Annotated in this window: 20 protein-coding genes; 8 read left to right on the top strand and 12 right to left on the bottom strand. The window is 57.6% G+C overall.

All coding sequences use genetic code 11. The features are described 5' to 3' along the window. Both gldI and AC3DKS_RS09245 read right to left on the bottom strand, forming a co-directional pair. Entirely contained in the window at positions 1-561 is a 561-nt protein-coding gene (gldI, locus tag AC3DKS_RS09250; protein WP_272607720.1) for a gliding motility-associated peptidyl-prolyl isomerase GldI, read from the bottom strand. Next, positions 558-1577 (bottom strand): DHH family phosphoesterase, encoded by a 1020-nt coding sequence (locus AC3DKS_RS09245; protein WP_015755538.1) that lies wholly within the window; start codon positions 1575-1577, stop codon positions 558-560. The genes gldI and AC3DKS_RS09245 overlap by 4 nt, the downstream gene beginning before the upstream one ends. A 103-nt stretch (positions 1578-1680) precedes the next feature. Here AC3DKS_RS09245 and AC3DKS_RS09240 point away from each other — a divergent pair, with 103 nt between their 5' ends. Next, positions 1681-2103, top strand: a complete 423-nt coding sequence (locus AC3DKS_RS09240) for a nucleoside-diphosphate kinase (protein ID WP_041327298.1) — start codon at positions 1681-1683, stop codon at positions 2101-2103. Between the two features lie 359 nt (positions 2104-2462). On the opposite strand, the gene AC3DKS_RS09235 is transcribed toward AC3DKS_RS09240, so the two are convergent. Genes AC3DKS_RS09235 through recF form a run of 3 tightly spaced genes read right to left on the bottom strand, consistent with a single transcriptional unit; the run spans position 2463 to position 4336 of the window. Beyond that, positions 2463-2756 carry a DciA family protein gene (locus AC3DKS_RS09235; protein ID WP_015755535.1) on the bottom strand — a complete coding sequence of 98 codons (294 nt, stop codon included), beginning with the start codon at positions 2754-2756 and terminating at the stop codon, positions 2463-2465. Then, a complete protein-coding gene (locus AC3DKS_RS09230) occupies positions 2743-3276 on the bottom strand; it encodes a hypothetical protein (RefSeq protein WP_272607721.1) in 534 nt (177 codons plus the stop codon). Before AC3DKS_RS09230 ends, AC3DKS_RS09235 begins: the two co-directional genes overlap by 14 nt. Further along, entirely contained in the window at positions 3257-4336 is a 1080-nt protein-coding gene (gene recF / locus AC3DKS_RS09225) for a DNA replication/repair protein RecF (protein WP_272607722.1), read from the bottom strand. Before recF ends, AC3DKS_RS09230 begins: the two co-directional genes overlap by 20 nt. 117 nt (positions 4337-4453) lie before the next feature. Here recF and AC3DKS_RS09220 point away from each other — a divergent pair, with 117 nt between their 5' ends. The 7 genes from AC3DKS_RS09220 (at position 4454) to AC3DKS_RS09190 (ending at position 10592) form a co-directional block, all read left to right on the top strand. Beyond that, positions 4454-5221 carry a tetratricopeptide repeat protein gene (locus AC3DKS_RS09220; protein ID WP_015755531.1) on the top strand — a complete coding sequence of 256 codons (768 nt, stop codon included), beginning with the start codon at positions 4454-4456 and terminating at the stop codon, positions 5219-5221. 1 nt (position 5222) lies between these two features. After that, a complete protein-coding gene (gene ribH / locus AC3DKS_RS09215) occupies positions 5223-5699 on the top strand; it encodes a 6,7-dimethyl-8-ribityllumazine synthase (RefSeq protein WP_272607723.1) in 477 nt (158 codons plus the stop codon). Between the two features lie 96 nt (positions 5700-5795). Then, positions 5796-6089, top strand: coding sequence for a riboflavin synthase subunit beta (locus tag AC3DKS_RS09210; protein ID WP_272607724.1), 294 nt, complete (start codon positions 5796-5798; stop codon positions 6087-6089). Continuing rightward, positions 6086-7957 carry a DNA mismatch repair endonuclease MutL gene (gene mutL / locus AC3DKS_RS09205; RefSeq protein ID WP_272607725.1) on the top strand — a complete coding sequence of 624 codons (1872 nt, stop codon included), beginning with the start codon at positions 6086-6088 and terminating at the stop codon, positions 7955-7957. Before AC3DKS_RS09210 ends, mutL begins: the two co-directional genes overlap by 4 nt. Continuing rightward, entirely contained in the window at positions 7958-8710 is a 753-nt protein-coding gene (locus AC3DKS_RS09200; RefSeq protein WP_015755527.1) for a rhomboid family intramembrane serine protease, read from the top strand. Continuing rightward, positions 8711-9586 carry a rhomboid family protein gene (locus AC3DKS_RS09195; protein ID WP_015755526.1) on the top strand — a complete coding sequence of 292 codons (876 nt, stop codon included), beginning with the start codon at positions 8711-8713 and terminating at the stop codon, positions 9584-9586. A gap of 1 nt (position 9587) precedes the next feature. Next, on the top strand, positions 9588-10592 hold the full coding sequence (locus AC3DKS_RS09190) for an endonuclease/exonuclease/phosphatase family protein (RefSeq protein WP_272607726.1): 1005 nt from the start codon (positions 9588-9590) through the stop codon (positions 10590-10592). Here the strand turns inward: AC3DKS_RS09190 and AC3DKS_RS09185 are convergent. From AC3DKS_RS09185 to AC3DKS_RS09155, 7 genes are read right to left on the bottom strand one after another with little or no spacing between them, the layout of a single operon-like run. Continuing rightward, positions 10572-10892 carry a DUF6122 family protein gene (locus AC3DKS_RS09185; protein ID WP_272607727.1) on the bottom strand — a complete coding sequence of 107 codons (321 nt, stop codon included), beginning with the start codon at positions 10890-10892 and terminating at the stop codon, positions 10572-10574. The genes AC3DKS_RS09190 and AC3DKS_RS09185 overlap by 21 nt on opposite strands. Position 10893: 1 nt before the next feature. Further along, complete coding sequence (locus AC3DKS_RS09180; protein ID WP_272607728.1) at positions 10894-11514, bottom strand: WbqC family protein; 621 nt, start codon at positions 11512-11514, stop codon at positions 10894-10896. Between the two features lie 6 nt (positions 11515-11520). Next, positions 11521-13230, bottom strand: a complete 1710-nt coding sequence (gene lepB / locus AC3DKS_RS09175) for a signal peptidase I (protein ID WP_272607729.1) — start codon at positions 13228-13230, stop codon at positions 11521-11523. 52 nt (positions 13231-13282) lie between these two features. Continuing rightward, positions 13283-13984, bottom strand: coding sequence for a 4-hydroxy-tetrahydrodipicolinate reductase (gene dapB / locus AC3DKS_RS09170; RefSeq protein ID WP_015755521.1), 702 nt, complete (start codon positions 13982-13984; stop codon positions 13283-13285). A 4-nt stretch (positions 13985-13988) separates the two neighbouring features. Beyond that, entirely contained in the window at positions 13989-14678 is a 690-nt protein-coding gene (locus AC3DKS_RS09165) for a DUF5683 domain-containing protein (RefSeq protein WP_015755520.1), read from the bottom strand. Continuing rightward, a complete protein-coding gene (locus tag AC3DKS_RS09160) occupies positions 14671-15567 on the bottom strand; it encodes a ParB/RepB/Spo0J family partition protein (protein WP_015755519.1) in 897 nt (298 codons plus the stop codon). The genes AC3DKS_RS09165 and AC3DKS_RS09160 overlap by 8 nt, the downstream gene beginning before the upstream one ends. Continuing rightward, a complete protein-coding gene (locus AC3DKS_RS09155; protein WP_015755518.1) occupies positions 15567-16340 on the bottom strand; it encodes a ParA family protein in 774 nt (257 codons plus the stop codon). Before AC3DKS_RS09155 ends, AC3DKS_RS09160 begins: the two co-directional genes overlap by 1 nt. Between the last annotated feature and the right edge of the window lie 29 nt (positions 16341-16369).

Raw genomic sequence — 16369 nt, 5'->3', positions numbered from 1 at the left:
TTAGGGATTGGATGATTCGGAATCCGATTGTTTTTCGATTTTTACAATTGTTAGGGTACTCTGGACGGGCAGGTTCGGCCCGATTCGTTCCTGGTCCCCGTGGTACCCGAAGGCCAGGGAGGAAGGAAAGAAGAACACGGCGCTTTCTCCTTCCTGTAAAAGTTTTACGCTGTTGCGCAGCCCCGGGAACAATTCCTGTTTGTCCACTTTATACCGGACCAACCCGATTTCGGTTTCCGGGTAGATGGTATCGTTGTCCCATGTCCGGATATCGTAGGTAAGGGTCACCAGGTCGTCGGGTTGTGGGGTGTACCCATCCCCCGGGGCCTGTTGCAGGTAGTAGTACCGGGATCCGCTTTGGCTGGTGAGGTAGGTATGCTGGCTGTCCGCTTCGATGATCCGGTCCAGGAGTGCCTGCTCCTGTTCCAGGAGCCGTTTGTTCCGCTCGGCCGAAAGCTTCAGGAAGGAGCCGCCCTGACGGGACACGGGCCAACGGACTTCGGGTTCTCCGCAACCGAGGGCGAGTAGCAGCAAGGCGATAACGGCAAACCGCGTCTTCATACAGCGAGTAGTTCGGGTTTGTAATCGGGCAGGAGGGACTCAAACCGGGCTGCGGTTTCCTCCAGGCTTTCCGCGCTTCGTCCCCCTGCGGCATTGATGTGGCCCCCGCCTTCAAAATGGGCCCGCGCCATCTTATTGACGGAGAATGCACCCCGGGAGCGCAGGGATATCTTAACGATCCCTTCCTCCCGGTTCTCGATAAATATCGCCGCCAGTACAACCCCGTCTACGGACAGCCCGTAATTGACAAAGCCTTCGGTATCCCCCTTTCGGAAATCGCATTGGTCCAGCTCTTCCTGGGACAGCGTGATATAGGCCGTACGGAAGGAAGGGAGGATTTTCAGGTTATTCAGGGCAATGCCCAGGAGGCGGAGTCGCTCGGGACGGTTTGTGTCGAAGATCTGGCGGTGGATCTCCACATGGTCTGCCCCGCAGTCCATGAGTCTGGCAGCCACCCGGAGGGTTTCCGGGGTGGTGGATGCAAACTTAAACGACCCGGTATCCGTAAGGATCCCTGCATAGAGGCAGGATGCCCCGTCCGCAGACAGCTTCCCTTCACCCTCCAGCGCCTGGATGGTGCGGTACACCATCTCGCAGGTGGAGCTCATTTTTGGATCCGAATACGTCAGGTGTGCATAGTCTCCCGGGCTCTGGTGGTGGTCAATCATGACCAGCCGGGCCCGGGTGGTTTCCAGCGCCTCCGCCATGGCACCCGTCCGGTCCAGGGAGTTGAAATCGAGGGTGAATATCAGGTCGGCTTCGCGGATTTGACGCGCCACGCCTTCGGGGTCTTTGGTATGCAGGATTACGTCCGCTGCACCGGGCATCCATTTCAGGAATGCCGGGAATTCGTTCGGGCAGGCAACCACCACGTCATCCTGGAATCCCAATAGAAATTGCTGCAAACCGAGGCATGCGCCCATGGCGTCGCCATCCGGGTTTTTATGGGGTATCAGCAGGATGCGCTGGGGGGTAGACAACCAGTGCCGCAGCGTTCGGGCATCTTCGGTATTCATGCGTGCAAAGATATAATTAAATAAAGAGAAGACCGGGCGGGTCGGTTGCTTTTATGTTGGTGGTTGCAACAAGAAAATGTACTTTTGCCCAAAATTTCTAAAAATGACCGGAAACAGAACATTCACGATGATTAAGCCGGATGCGGTGGAAAACGGGCATATTGGCCCGATCCTGGAAAAGATAACCGCCGCGGGATTCCGTATCGTCGCCATGAAGTACACGCAGCTGAGCCGCCGGGATGCCGAGGAGTTCTACGCCATCCATAAGGAGCGGCCATTTTTTGGCGAGCTCGTGGATTTTATGACCCGGGGACCGATCGTTTCGGCCATCCTGGAGAAGGACAATGCCGTAGAGGACTTCCGGGCGCTGATCGGGGCCACAAACCCCGCCGAGGCTGCCGAGGGAACCATCCGCAAACTCTTTGCCTCCGATATAGCCGAGAACGCCATCCACGGTTCGGACAGTGATGCCAACGCGGAGATCGAAGGGGCTTTCCACTTCTCAGGAAGGGAAATCTATTCCTGACAGCACAACCCTAACAGCACAACCCTATTGGGAGGGGCTATAGCCCTTGCCTAAAACCCCGGCCCTGACCGGGGTTTTTTATTTCCCTTCCGCGACCTCTATTTTCCCTTCCGCGACCTCTATTTTCCCTTCCGCGACCTCTATTTTCCCTTCCGCGACCTCTATTTTCCCATCCGCGACCTGTATATTTCCCACCGCCAACTCAATTTTCCATGCTGTCACTTCTATGGAGTGTGATGCCGGATGGGGGCAGGTGCTGCGCGCGCAGGCAGCAGGGACAACAAGTCGCCACGGAGAGCGGAATTGCAGCAGTTAAAAATGGCTGCCGCATAAGGAGAAACTGAGGCGGCAGGAAAAAATTAGCGGAGCACGAGTTTTTCAACCACCTCCCGGCCCATCCGCTCGTTCAACATACCGATAATCCGGGAACTTCCCAGGCTGAGTTCTTCCCGGAGGACGGAAGAACCGAGGGAGACATACAGGGTGGAGCCCCGCAGTTGTACCCGGAGCGTATACCCGGCCACTCCCGGCCCCAGGACCTCGTTCCACGCCTCGGCGATGTTTACCTGGTCGATGCCTTTTTGCAGGCCGCGTTGTTTGAGGAAATCCCGGAGGGCGTCCCCCAGGGACTGTTTGTCGTCATTGCGTGCCATCGGGAATGGTGTTTGTTATGGGTTGATATCTCACATACCGGTACACCACCCCTGCCGGATCGCGCAACGCCAGGTTTTGGGGGCCGAGATCGACGAGGGTTTCTTCCCAGTCGCCTTCCTCCCCGGTATACCGCAGCAGCCAAAGCCCTTCCCTTTCCAGGACTTCCAGGGGCAGGGCGTCGTCCGAGGTTTCAAAGGTGCCGTCAATCCGGGGTTGCAGTTTTTTGCGGTACCCGCTGCGTCCCTGCATCGAGAAGTAATCCACCATGGGACTCGCCGGGAACTCCTTGTTGTTGCCGTCCGGAAATTCAACCTCCCGGATTTCCCAATAACCTTCCAGGTGGTGCAGGTCTGCCTTTGAGACGCCGGAACAGGAAAATGCCAGAAGTAGTAACCCTATCCCGAGCAGGGCGCGTACCGTCCCCCCCGGGAGTCTCCCTGGAAACGACCATTCCCCGGAGAAGGCCATCCCCGGCCCGGAGCGGGTTGCCTCAATTTTTCTATAATTCGATAAACGCATAGCTCTGGTGGATTTTTTTAACCACCGCTTCGGTGCGGTCGGCATGGGTGTCGCTGATGAATATCTGACCGAAAAGATCCCGGTTCACCAGGCTGATGATGTGGGCCACGCGGTTTTCATCCAGCTTGTCAAAGATATCGTCCAGCAACAGGATGGGGGTGCCCGGGCGCCGGGCTTTCATAAACTGGAACTGGGCAAATTTCAGCCCGATCAGAAAGGATTTCTGTTGTCCCTGGCTGCCGAACTTCTTGATCGGGTGCCCTTCGATGGTCATGCTGAGGTCGTCCTTGTGGATGCCCTGTGTGGTGTACTGGAGCACGCGGTCCTTTTCCAGGCTCCGCCTCAGCAGTTCCTCCAGGGGAGCATCTGCCAACTGGCTTTCATAGGCCAGGCCCACGGTTTCGTCCCCCCCGGAAATCGCCTGGTATTGCTCGCTGAATATCGGCTGGAATTCCTCCATAAAATTTGCGCGTTTCCCATGGATCCTGCTACCGAGGGCTGCCATTTGCATGTTGTACACTTCCAGGGTTTCGCTGTCGAAACGGTGGTTGGCTGCAAAATATTTGAGCAGCGCGTTTCGCTGGGAAAGTACCTTCTGGTAATCCAGCACATCCTGCAGGTAGCCGCGGTCCGATTGGGAAATCACCCCGTCCAGGAACTTCCTGCGGGTTTCGCTCCCCTCGAGGATCAGGTCCCGGTCGGCCGGGGAGACGATGACCAGGGGCACAGTCCCGATATGGTCGGAAATCCGGTCATAGGCCTTGTCGTTCCGCTTGAGTACTTTTCGAACCCCTTTTTTAAAACTGCAGACGATGTGCTCCGCTTCCCCTTCCTTGTCGAATACCCCGTCGATCACAAAAAAATCCTCCCCGTGGCGGATGTTCTGGGTGGTAACCGGGTTGAAGTAGCTCTTGCCGAATGCCAGGTGGTAAATGGCATCCAGAACATTGGTCTTGCCGATGCCATTGGGCCCGACCAGGCAGTTGATCTTGGAGTCGAAGCTGAAATCCCGGGACTCGAAATTCTTGTAATTCAATAAGGACAAGCGGTTTAAATGCATGGTATTCGGCTCGGTACCCGGGTGGGAGGTTCAGGGGAAATTATTCAAAAATAAGGAATAATTTGCCTTTCGGTTTTGGATAAAACTCGTATTTTTGCGCGACCAATAATACAAAAAATGGCGACATACAAAAAGCGCGGATACAAGCCCAAAAACAAGGGCGAGGAAGCCGGGCAGGAGCATCACGACAGTACCACCGCTGAGGTATTCAGTACGCTGGACAGCAGCGCTTCGAGAACCGAGCAATGGGTGGCCCGGAACCAGAATTATATCCTGGGGGTTATCGGGGTAATTGCCGTGGGTGTGCTGGGGTATCTCGGGTACCAGCAATTTATCCAGCAACCGCGCGAAGAAGCCGCCAGCAATGAATTGTTCTACCCCCTGCAGTATTTCCGCCAGGCTCAGCAAACCGATACGGCTGCGGATTCCCTGTATACGCTGGCTCTCAACGGAGCCGACGGCAAATACGGGCTCGTGGATATTATCGATGAATATTCCGGGACGGAAGCCGCCAACCTGGCGCGCTATGCCGCCGGGGTGTCCTATTTGCAGCTCGACCAATACGAGCAGGCCATTAGTTACCTGGAGGGATACACCTCTGAAGATGCCATCCTCGGAGCGGTAAGCCTCGGGTCCATCGGCGATGCCTTCCTGGAACTCGGGCAATCGGGCGAAGCGCTGAGCTATTACGAGAAAGCCCTGGCGCACGACACGAACAATTTTACCACGCCCCTCTACCTGCAGAAAGCCGGGATCACTGCCCTGGAGATGCAGGAATACGATACGGCCCTCGGCTATTTCAGCCAAATCCGGGACGAATATCCGCAATCCGCACAGGCGTCCGGGGTGGAAGCCCTGATCGGGATGGCCAAAAAAGGCAGCTGAGATGGCGACCTCCGGGAAGAACCTTTCCCACTACGACAAGGAGCAGCTTCCCGATACGGGGGGGATGCGTATTGGCCTTGTGGTTTCCGAATGGAACGAAGAAATTACCGAGGCCCTCTTTAAGGGCGCCTACGATACGCTTATCGATTGCGGCCTGGCGGACGACCGTATCCTGCGATGGAATGTCCCGGGAAGTTTTGAGCTGACCTTTGGCTGCAAGCGGATGATTGAACGGGAGCGTCCCGACGCAGTCATCGCCATCGGGAGCGTGATCCGGGGGGAAACATCCCATTTTGATTTTGTCTGCCAGGCGGCGGCTGCGGGCATCAAAGACCTGAATGTCCGGCAGGATGTCCCGGTTGTCTTTTGCGTCCTGACGGACGATACCATCCAACAGGCCCGTGACCGGAGCGGGGGGCGGCACGGCAACAAGGGTGCCGAGGCGGCAATCGCTGCCCTGAAAATGGCTGCCCTATAAGAATTCCCCGATCCGGAGCCCCACTTTCTGTTAACAATTTTTGGCATGCTGCCCGCGGCCGGGTTTCGCTTTTTCTGTACTTTTGAGTTTCGGGTTATGGGACGATTTTCAAAACTTCGCAAGAATAAAAAATACAGTTACAGGCCCCGGTATTACGACGACAAAGGCGAGGGAAACCCCTTTAAAATTCAGCACAAGCTCGACAAATACCGCACCACGGCCCAGGGGCCCGGCGGCCTGAAGACCCGCTGGAACAACGCCATGAGCGATATCAAGCAGCAGGGCGACCGGAACCTGCGCCTGCGTTTCTGGATCATTCTTGCAGTATTGCTCTTGATCGTCCTTTACATTTTCGACTTTGACCTTTCGATATTTTTTCCGAGCGAATGACCGATCGTATTAAATTGTTACCGGAACACGTAGCCAACCAGATTGCGGCTGGCGAGGTGGTCCAGCGTCCGGCATCCGTCGTGAAAGAACTCCTGGAGAACGCCGTGGACGCCGGCGCCTCCAGGGTGCAGCTCATTGTAAAGGACGGCGGCAAGGCACTCGTACAGGTGGTGGATGACGGGTGCGGCATGAGCCCGGCCGATGCACTGCTCAGTTTTCGCCGGCACGCGACCTCCAAAATCTCGGAAGCCTCCGACCTGTTCCGGCTGCACACCAAGGGTTTTCGCGGGGAGGCCCTCGCTTCCATTGCGGCCATTGCCCAGGTGGAAATGCAGACCCGGGAGGATGGGGCCGAACTGGCCACCCGGATCCGTATTTCGGGAGATACCGTTCAATCCCGGGAAGAAGCCGTGGCCCCTGTAGGGACTTCCATTAGCGTCAAGAACCTGTTTTTCAATATCCCGGCCCGCCGAAATTTCCTGAAGTCCGATAAGGTAGAGTACCGTCACGTCCTGGAGGAATTCCAGCGGGTGGCACTGGCCCATCCCGGAGTTGCATTTTCCATGGTACACAACGACAGCGAAGTCCACCAACTCCCCGAAGCGAACCTCCGGCAGCGGATCGTCCACCTGTTTGGTTCCCGGATGAACACGCGCCTGGTCCCGGTCCGGGAGGAAACCCAGCTGGCCGAAATAGACGGGTTTATCTGCAAGCCGGAATTCGCCAAGAAGAGCCGGGGGGAACAGTACTTTTTTGTGAACGACCGGTTTATCCGGAGCGCTTATCTGCACCACGCCATCCTGACGGCCTTTGAGGGACTGCTAAAGCCCGACACCTATCCGGGGTATTTCCTGTACCTCCAGGTGCCCGCCGGGGCCATCGACATCAATATCCACCCTACCAAAACCGAGGTTAAATTCGAGGATGAGCAGAGCCTGTACGCCATCCTTCGGTCTGCGGTGAAGCACAGCCTGGGGCAGTTCAGTATCAGCCCGGTGCTGGATTTTGAGCGGGACCCGAACCTGGAAACGCCCTATGCCTACCAGCAAAGAGACGCGGCTGTGCCGAAAGTGAGCGTAGACCGAACGTTCAATCCGTTTGCAGAGGAACACGCCCTGCGCGGTTCCCAACCGGCAGCGCGCCATGCCCAACCGGCCGCCCCACGCGAAAAGCGCCCCGGCTGGGAAGTCCTCTACGACGGGGGCAACCCGGAGGCGGTTTCCGAGGAGACCCGGGAAGGTTGGACGGTGGCTTCCGGGGGAAGCGAGGGAGCGTTGTTCCGGGCGGATGCCGCGGAAATTCCAGAACAGGCCGGGGTCTTCCAGGTGGGCCGCAAATACCTGTTGTCGCACATCAAATCCGGATTGTTGCTGATTGACCAGCGCCGGGCACACCAGCGGGTCATCTACGAGCGCTTCCTGCGGAGCACTACCCAGCGGGAGCCGGCCACCCAGGCCTTGCTGTTTCCCCTGAAACCATCGCTGAACCCTTCCGAGATCCATATCCTCGAAGGCTTGAAGGAGGCCCTCGAGGCCATGGGATTCGGATTTGGGCGTACCGGGGAGGATTTTGTGGAAATTACCGGATTGCCCGTCGGGGTCCCGGAATCCGAGGCGGAGTCCATCCTGGACGGGATCGTTTCGGACTGGCAGCGTCACGAGGACGGGGTGCACTTTTCCCAAAGCGACCGCATTGCAAAGGCGCTGGCACGGTCCCTGGCCGTCCGGCATGGCACGGCCCTGGAACAAGAAGAGCAACTCGGGCTGGTCAACGACCTGTTCGGTTGCAAGGAACCCGGGACGAGCCCGTTTGGCAAGCCCACCTATGTGACCCTCTCCATGGAGGAACTCGAAAAAAAACTCAGCTAAATGGGAAGAATCACCGAAGGCATCAAGCACCTGTTGGTCATCAACATCATCCTCTATGTGGCCGCCATGCTCTATGGGGAGCAATTGTACGACTGGCTGGCCCTGTGGTATCCGGAAAACCCGAATTTTTCGATCTGGCAGATCGTCTCCCACATGTTTATGCACAGCAACCAGACGTTCATGCATATCCTGTTCAATATGTATGCGCTCTGGGCTTTCGGCTCGCCCCTGGAACGGATGTGGGGCACCCGGAAGTTCCTGTTCTTCTACTTTTCCGCCGGTCTGGGGGCCGCCCTGATCCATTCGGGGGTCAATTACTACCACGTGCACCAGGGAGTGGAAGCCCTGGTGAGCGCAGGGGCCAGCGAATCGGAAATCATGAACCTGCTCGCACAGGGCAAATACAATGAAGGATGGGCACAGATGGCTCCGGGAGACGTGGTCAGTCGCATGCTGGAATCTTATTTTACACCTGCCGTGGGGGCCTCGGGGGCCATCTACGGGATCCTGGTGGCCTTTGGCATGTCCTTTCCCAATAGCGAACTCTTCCTGATCTTCCTGCCCATCCCGATCAAGGCGAAATATTTTATCCCGGTATTGATTGCCATAGACCTGTTCTCAGGCCTGACCGGCTATTCCATATTCGGGGCCGGGATCGCCCATTTTGCCCACGTGGGCGGCGCCATTTTCGGCTTCCTGATGATGTGGTACTGGAAGCAGAATCAATTTAACAATAACCGATGGGACCTATAGATGAATAACGGCAACCTCAAATACCAATTTGCCCGGCTGAGCATCGCCGAGAAGCTGATCGTCATAAACCTGGCGGTATTCATTGTCTTTGGCCTCGCCGGGTTCCTCCTGAACCTGCCCGGCCGGAGTCTGGAGCAGTGGTTTGAACTCCCCAAGGACTTTTTTGACTTCCTGGTCCAGCCCTGGTCGCTGGTGACGTATTCGTTTTTGCACGGGGGACTGTTCCACATCTTTTTCAATATGCTCATGCTGTACTATGTTGGGCGGATATTCCTGAATTTCTACGGGCCGCGAAGGTTTATCAACGTGTATTTCCTCGGGGTGATCCTGGGCGGGGCATTTTTCCTGGCCGCCTACAACATCTTCCCGGTCTTCTACCAGAGCCAGTCGCCCCTGATCGGCGCCTCGGCCGGGGTAATGGCCGTACTGATCTTTGTTTGCACCTACCTGCCGCAGCAGGAGGTCCGGTTGTTTTTTTTCAACCTGAAGCTGTGGTACATCGGGGCATTCTTTGTACTCCTGGACCTGGTGCTGATCCCCACCGGCGATAACCCGGGGGGACGGATCGCCCACCTGGGCGGGGCATTGCTCGGTTACCTGTATGCCCGCCGCTCGGCCCAGGGCGGCGATTTGGGCGCGGGTTTTTCCCGCATGCTCGACTGGTTTGCAGGGCTTTTTGAGAAAAGGGAAAGGAAAGCGCCCTTGAAGACGGTGTACAGGAAGCAGGCAGGCCGCAAGGCGAAAAAAGTGGATTACGACAAGGAGGCGCGCCAGCGGAAAATCGATACGATCCTCGATAAAATCAGTAAATCCGGATACGAGAGCCTGACCCAGGCGGAAAAGGACTTCCTTTTTAAAGCCGGTAAAGAAGACTAAGGTGGGCCGGCGGAAACTACTGCGCTGGACGGCGCACGCCCTGATCGGGGTCAACGCCCTGCTCGTTTTGCTGGCTTGTATCTCTTATTTCCACCTGTTCAGTCCGCTGTTGGACCTGTTGAGTATTGCAGCTCGCTATATGGTGATAGCCAATGCCCTGGCCGTGCTGCTGCTGCTGCTGCTTTTCAATCGCCGGAAAGCCGTGTTTCCGGGTCTTGTCTTAATTGCCTCCATTTTGAGCTTCGGGCCGTATTTCCGGATGGCCGGTCCCGGGGAGCGCATAGGAACAGAAGGCCTGCGGATTGCCAGTTTCAACTCGGGCAACGTGCTTGCGGAAGCTGATAACCCGGCCGGCCTTCGAACGGCCATGGAAGACATCAATGCGGATATCCTCTGCTTTCAGGAACTCGAAAGATACGGTTCGTTCGATGTCAGTCGCTACCCGTACCGGGCCTTCTCTCCGGAAATCATCGGCAAATCCACCCAGGCCATTTTCTCCGAATACCCTATCGTCCGTTCGGGGTCCATCGACTTCCCGGACACGAGCAACAACGCGATCTTTGCCGATGTGGCCGTGAAAGGGGACACCATCCGGATTTACAACGTCCACCTGGAATCGTACCGGATTCGCAGCGAACGCATATTGTACCGCGAATACGGGGGGCGGTTCCTCAGGCGGTTCCGCGTGGTGGCCGGGCAGCACGTCAGTCAGGCCCGGCTGGTAAAGGCCCATCAGCAGGAGGCCCCGTACCCCACCATTATCTGCGGGGATTTCAACGCCACGCCGTTTTCCCACACCTACCGCATCCTCTCGGCCGGCCTGGAAGACAGTTTCGGGCAGGCGGGCTCCGGCATCGGGGCTACTTACAGCCTGCGCGGCCTTCCCTATCGCATCGACTATATCCTGGCAGACCCCCGGATGGAAGTCCTGCACCACAAAATTTTTGACATCCACCTGTCCGACCACCGGCCCGTAATGGCGACCCTACGCCTCCAGGGCGAGTAACAGGCAGTCCGCCCCATCGGCCAGTATATGGATTACCAACCCCAGCGCTACCAGTCGGGTTTTGCGGAAGAACAACAAAAGCAGGTAGCCGGCAATAGCGGGGTAGGAGTGCAGGGGGTGGAAGCCAATGCTGCACCGGTTCGGGTCAAAGACCGGGCTGGCCAGCAAGTGGTCCAGGTCGATGGCCATCCCGGCCAGCAGGATGGCCAAAGCAAACCATTTCTTGCCGGGGTAGGCGAGGAATGCCACCAGGACGGGGAGCCCCAGGTGAATGCCGTAATGCACGAGTTCCCGGGCCATATCAGGAAATTGGTAGTTGCAACAAGTATTCGCGGGCAGACGGGCCTTCGTTAAACAACAGGTCCAGACAGCTGACATTCCCGATAAATCCGTGACGCTCGCCAAAGACCTGGGGGTATGGCGGCAGCCCGGACCCGGTATCGGATTTGGCATCCACCAGGCGTCGTCGGTCGGTCAGGCCCTCCGGTTCTTCCCGGTAGCTTTCGGTCTGCTCCTGCGGCATCCCGAGGCCCAGAAGGTCGCAAAGCAACGCAGTGGAGGCCAGGTTCAGTTCCAGCAAGGACTCAAAGCGGGTGGTGAACAGGGGCTCCAGGTCCGCTTCGTAGAATTCAAAGAAGGGGGCGGACCGGTACGCGGTTTGCAGGCCACGCCAGTGTTGACGCTGCCAGGGGTAGCTGTTGTCCGGGCAGACTTCCCGGTACAATTGACGCCCGTTTTGCTTCCCTGTATGTCGGATCGGGATGTTGAGCATCTGCCGGCCCCGGTCGGCACAGATGTAACAGCGGTTGCGATACGTTTGTTTCTGGTAGTTGTCCCATACCTCCCAGGTCACCGGGCCCCGGGCAAGATGCGCCATGGTGCGGATATTCGGGAAATATACGGGATGCAGCAGGCTGCCCATCGCGCGTCAGGCTTTTTTGCGGTTCTTCCTAAGCCTGCGTACCACAAAGTCGATGACAAAATACGCCGCCAGCGCCAAAAGGAAATGCCAATAATAGGGTTTGGGCTCCCCGGATCCGCCCACCGTTGTAAATATTCGGTCCTCGCGAATCTTCCAGTTGGCGATCCCCTGGTTGAAGTTGTCGAAGCTCATCCAGATGAATACGGGTTTCCCCACAATGTGGTTCTCGGGTACGTAACCCCAGGCCCGGCTGTCTTCCGAATGATCCCGGTTGTCCCCCATCATCCAGTAGTAGTTCTGGCGGAAGGTATAGGTAGCGGTGGGTTCCCCGTTCACCAGCACCTGGTTGCCGGAGACACGTACCGTATTCCCCTCGTAATCCCGGATAATCTTTTTGTACAGCGGCAGGGTCTCAGGCGTCAGGGCTACCTGGTCGCCGGCACCGGGGATGTAGATGGGGCCAAAGTTGTCGTTGTTCCAGGGGTAAAGCGGGCTTTGCGGAAAGATATTCCCCCCGGCTTTCCCGGCCGGTTCCACTATCCGGACCAGGGAATCGACCCCCGAGTAGTCCCGGAGCTTTTCGGCCATCGCATCCGTCAGGGCCACGGTCCGCTCCCTGGCGGGCACTTCGCGAATCTGCGTAATTCCCGCCTGCCGGACCGCATCCAGGGGCAGGCCTTCCGCGGGGGTCAACAGGACGGTTTGCCCGTTTTGGTTGTCAAAGTTGTAGATGTAGGGCCGCAGCGCGTTGAGCTGGGGGCCGCTGAGCCCCTGGGACACATAGGTGCGCAGGAATTCGTCGGCGCCCACCTCTTCCAGCCAGCGGCTGGAAACCCCTTTTTGGCCGTAGACCGTGTAGTCGTACATGGGTCGCGCCCGGTCGGATAGGCGGAGGCGCTCCCCCCCGATATACACGTAGCCGTCCACCACCTTCAGGGAATCCCCCGGCACACCCACGCAGCGTTTGACGTAATTCGATTTCTTGTCGATGGGTTTATCGACCCCGCGTTCAGCCCGGAAAAATTGCCGTACCGTGTCTGCCGGCCAGCTGAAAACCACCAGGTCGTTGCGGGAGACTTTTTGAAAACCGGGGAGCCGCATATAGGGGAGTTGGGGCTTTTTCAGGTAGGAACGGACCCCGAGTACGGGCAGCGTATCGTGCACCATGGGGGCTGCCACGGTGGTCATGGGTATCCGGGCCCCGTAATGGAACTTGCTGACAAAGAGCAGGTCGCCCACCCGCAAGGTCCGCTCCAGGGACCCGGTGGGGATGACGTACGGCTGGATAAAGTACGTATGGACCAGGGTGGCTGCCACCACGGCGAATACGATGGAACTCACCCATTCCCCGGAGGCGGATTTTGGGTGCAGGTCCCGGTTTGGCCGGTAAGTGACCTCCTGGGTATAGTTGATGTAGCCGATGTAAAAGCCCAGGGTAAGCAATACGAGCCAGGTATCTGCCAGGCGGGTCTTCCCGAAACTCCGGATGGTTTCCACCCAGATGACCGGGAACATCAAAAGGTTGATAATCGGTATAAACAACAAGAGTACCCACCAGCGGGGCCTGCCGATGATCTGCATCAGCACAATGGCATTATAGACGGGTATTGCGGCTTCCCATGCCTTCCGGCCGGCTTTTTGGTACAATTTCCAGGTTCCGAGGAAATGAATCACCTGGACGAGAAGAATAAACAGGATCCACTGGGTATAATCCATAGGTGTCTTTTGACTTCAAATAACGCCCAATACAGGCGATCTCATATAACGGTTAACGGAGGTTTAACACATCTTTCATCGTGAAAACCCCCTTTTTTCCAATCAGCCATTCCGCTGCCACCAGCGCGCCCAGGGCAAACCCTTCCCGGTTGTGGGCCGTATGCCGGATCTCGATTTGGTCTACGGCAGATGCATAGGTAACCAGGTGGGTGCCCGGCACGGTCCCTTCCCGATGGGAATGTACAGGCAATTCCCCTGCATTCCCGGAACCGCTGCTCCATCCGGTATAGGGGGTCCGCTCCAGAATGCCTTCCGCCAGGGTAATAGCCGTACCGCTCGGGGCGTCCACTTTCTCGGTGTGGTGGGTCTCGTCGATGGAAGCGCTGTAGGCGTCCTGGCCGGACATCAGGTCTGCCAGATACTCATTCAGGCTGAAAAACAGGTTCACCCCCAGGCTGAAATTCGAAGCGTAGATAAAGGCGCCCCCGGTCTCCTCGCATTGCCGGCAGATGGCGTCGTACCGGTGGAGCCAACCGGTGGTGCCGGATACCACCGGGACCCCGGCTTCCAGGCAGCGCGCAATATTGTCGAAGGCGGCCTCCGGGCTGCTGAAGTCGATGGCGACATCCAGCTGGTCAAAAGGGGCAGGGTCGCCGGGCGCGTCGATGCGCGCGCGGATTTCATGGCCCCGTCCGGGAGCCAGCCCTTCGATCATTTTTCCCATTTTGCCGTATCCGAACAATCCTATTTTCATGGGCTTAAAATTTGATGTTAACCGCCAGGCCGTAGTGCGGGCTGCCGTCGATGGGGTTGTTTTCCAGGTAGGGCTGTACTTCCATGCTGAGGTCTTCGTCCACATTGTATTGCTTCAGGTGGGCATCCACGTTGGCGTCGATGATGTTCAGCGCGTACAGGCCGATGGTGATCAGCAGGGCCAGGTCCCGGTCTCGCTGATAGCGTTCCTGGGCGTCCTGCAGGGCCTCGTCGGACAGGTCCGGGGTTGCAGGGGTGATGTCGTCGTTTGGGTTGAGGTCGTAAAATTCATCGTCCGTAAAGCCGGCCAGGCGCCGCTTGAAAGCGGTCCGGAAACGGTCGTAGAGATCGTCGTTATAGATGTAGACGTAGGTACCCGTCCCGATGGCCGCCCAGACGATGGGGGCTTTCCAGTACCTGCGGTTGTAGATCTGGCCCAACCCGGGGAGTACGGCCGAATAAAATGCGGCCTTGGAGGGGGCCAGCGGGTTGATTTCCCGCTTTTCCACCTGCTCGAAGCGCACACCGCCTTCGGCCATCTGGCGCTGTACGGCCTGTTCATCCTGCCGCTGCAGCGAATCGTTGGCCCGTTGTGCCTCAGGAGAGGCCTGCAGGGCTGTGGAATCCGTTTCCTGGGCGCTGGCGCCAAAGGACCCCCAGGCCAGGAGCAGGCCGATCAGGAGGTTTCTAGTCACCGGTAATGCGTTTTTTCAGCCTTCTGAATTCTTCTTTGCTGTGGAAGGGGATGGTGATTTTGCCCTTGCCTTTCCCGGAGGCCTGTACGCTTACCGGGGCATCCAGGTAGGATTTCAGGACGGACAAACCGTCGGATGCAAATTCGGGCAATTCTTTCCTTGCGGCCGTTTTGGATGCCGGCTTGTTGCCCAGGGAGCGCACCAGCGCTTCCGTCTGCCGGACGGAAAGGTTGTCTGCCAGGATTTTTTCGTAGATGCGAAGTTGTTCCCCCCGGTCGTCCACATTTACCAGGCAGCGGCCGTGCCCCATGCTGATAAACCCGTCCCGCATCCCGGTCTGGACGATGGGGTCGAGTTTCAGCAGACGCAGGTAATTGGTTACCGTACTGCGCTTTTTCCCCACCCGGTCGCTGAGTTTTTCCTGGGTGAGCCCGATCTCGTCGATCAGCCGTTGGTAGGAAAGTGCAATTTCCACCGGGTCCAGGTCTTGTCGCTGGATGTTCTCCACCAGCGCCATTTCCAGGGTTTCCTGGTCGTTGGCGATGCGGATATAGGCCGGAATACTCTCCAGCCCGATACGTTGGGAGGCCCGGTAGCGCCGCTCCCCGGAAACGAGTTGGTATTTGTCGAACCCGAGCTTGCGCACCGTGATGGGCTGTATAACCCCGAGTTCCTTAATGGAAGAGGCCAGTTCGTCCAGGGCCTCGTCGTTGAAATTGGAACGGGGTTGGAAAGGGTTCACCTCGATACTGCGGATGTCGAGTTCCACGATGCTGCCCACCACCTTGTCGGCGTGCTTGTCCGATACCGACTGGATGTCGTTTTCCGGATCTTTCAGCAGGGCGGAAAGGCCGCGGCCGAGTGCCTGTTTTTTGGTCGCTTTTGCCATTAGACGGTTTGCCTGTTTTTCTGCAGCAATTCGTGGGCCATGTTCAGGTAGTTGGCAGCCCCTTTGCTGCTCGCGTCGTATTTGATGATGCTCTCCCCGTAACTCGGCGCCTCGCCCAGGCGGACATTCCGCTGGATGATCGTGTCGAAGACCATGTCGCCAAAGTGTTTTTTGACCTCTTCCACCACCTGGTTCGACAGGCGGAGGCGGGCGTCGTACATGGTGAGCAGCATGCCTTCGATGTCCAGGTCCGGGTTGTGGATGCGCTGGACGCTCTTAATCGTATTGAGGAGCTTGCCGAGGCCTTCGAGCGCAAAGTATTCGCACTGGATCGGGATGATCACCGAGTCGGCAGCTGTGAGGGCATTCAGGGTCAGCAGCCCCAGGGACGGTGCGCAATCGATCAGCACGTAATCGTACTGGTGACGTACCTCTTCCAGCGCGACCTTCAGCATGGACTCCCGGCGGTCCTGGTCTACGAGCTCTATCTCGATGGCGACCAGGTCGATATGTGCGGGTATCAGGTCGACGTTCGGGGAATTCGTCGGGATGATGCACTCCGAGGCGGCCCGGGTGTGCTCCAGTAACTGGTAACTCCCCAGGGAAATGTTGTCCGCGTCGATGCCGAGGCCCGAGGTGGCATTTGCCTGTGGATCCGCATCGATGAGCAACACCTTCTTTTCCAGCACGCCCAACGCGGCGGCCAGGTTTACCGTAGTGGTCGTTTTTCCGACCCCGCCCTTCTGATTCGCTATAGCAATAGTCTTGCCCATCTGCAACTTGAGTTAGGGGTTAAAAATAC

Source organism: Robiginitalea sp., from assembly GCF_982776155.1.
This window is presented reverse-complemented; position numbering and strand designations above follow the sequence as displayed.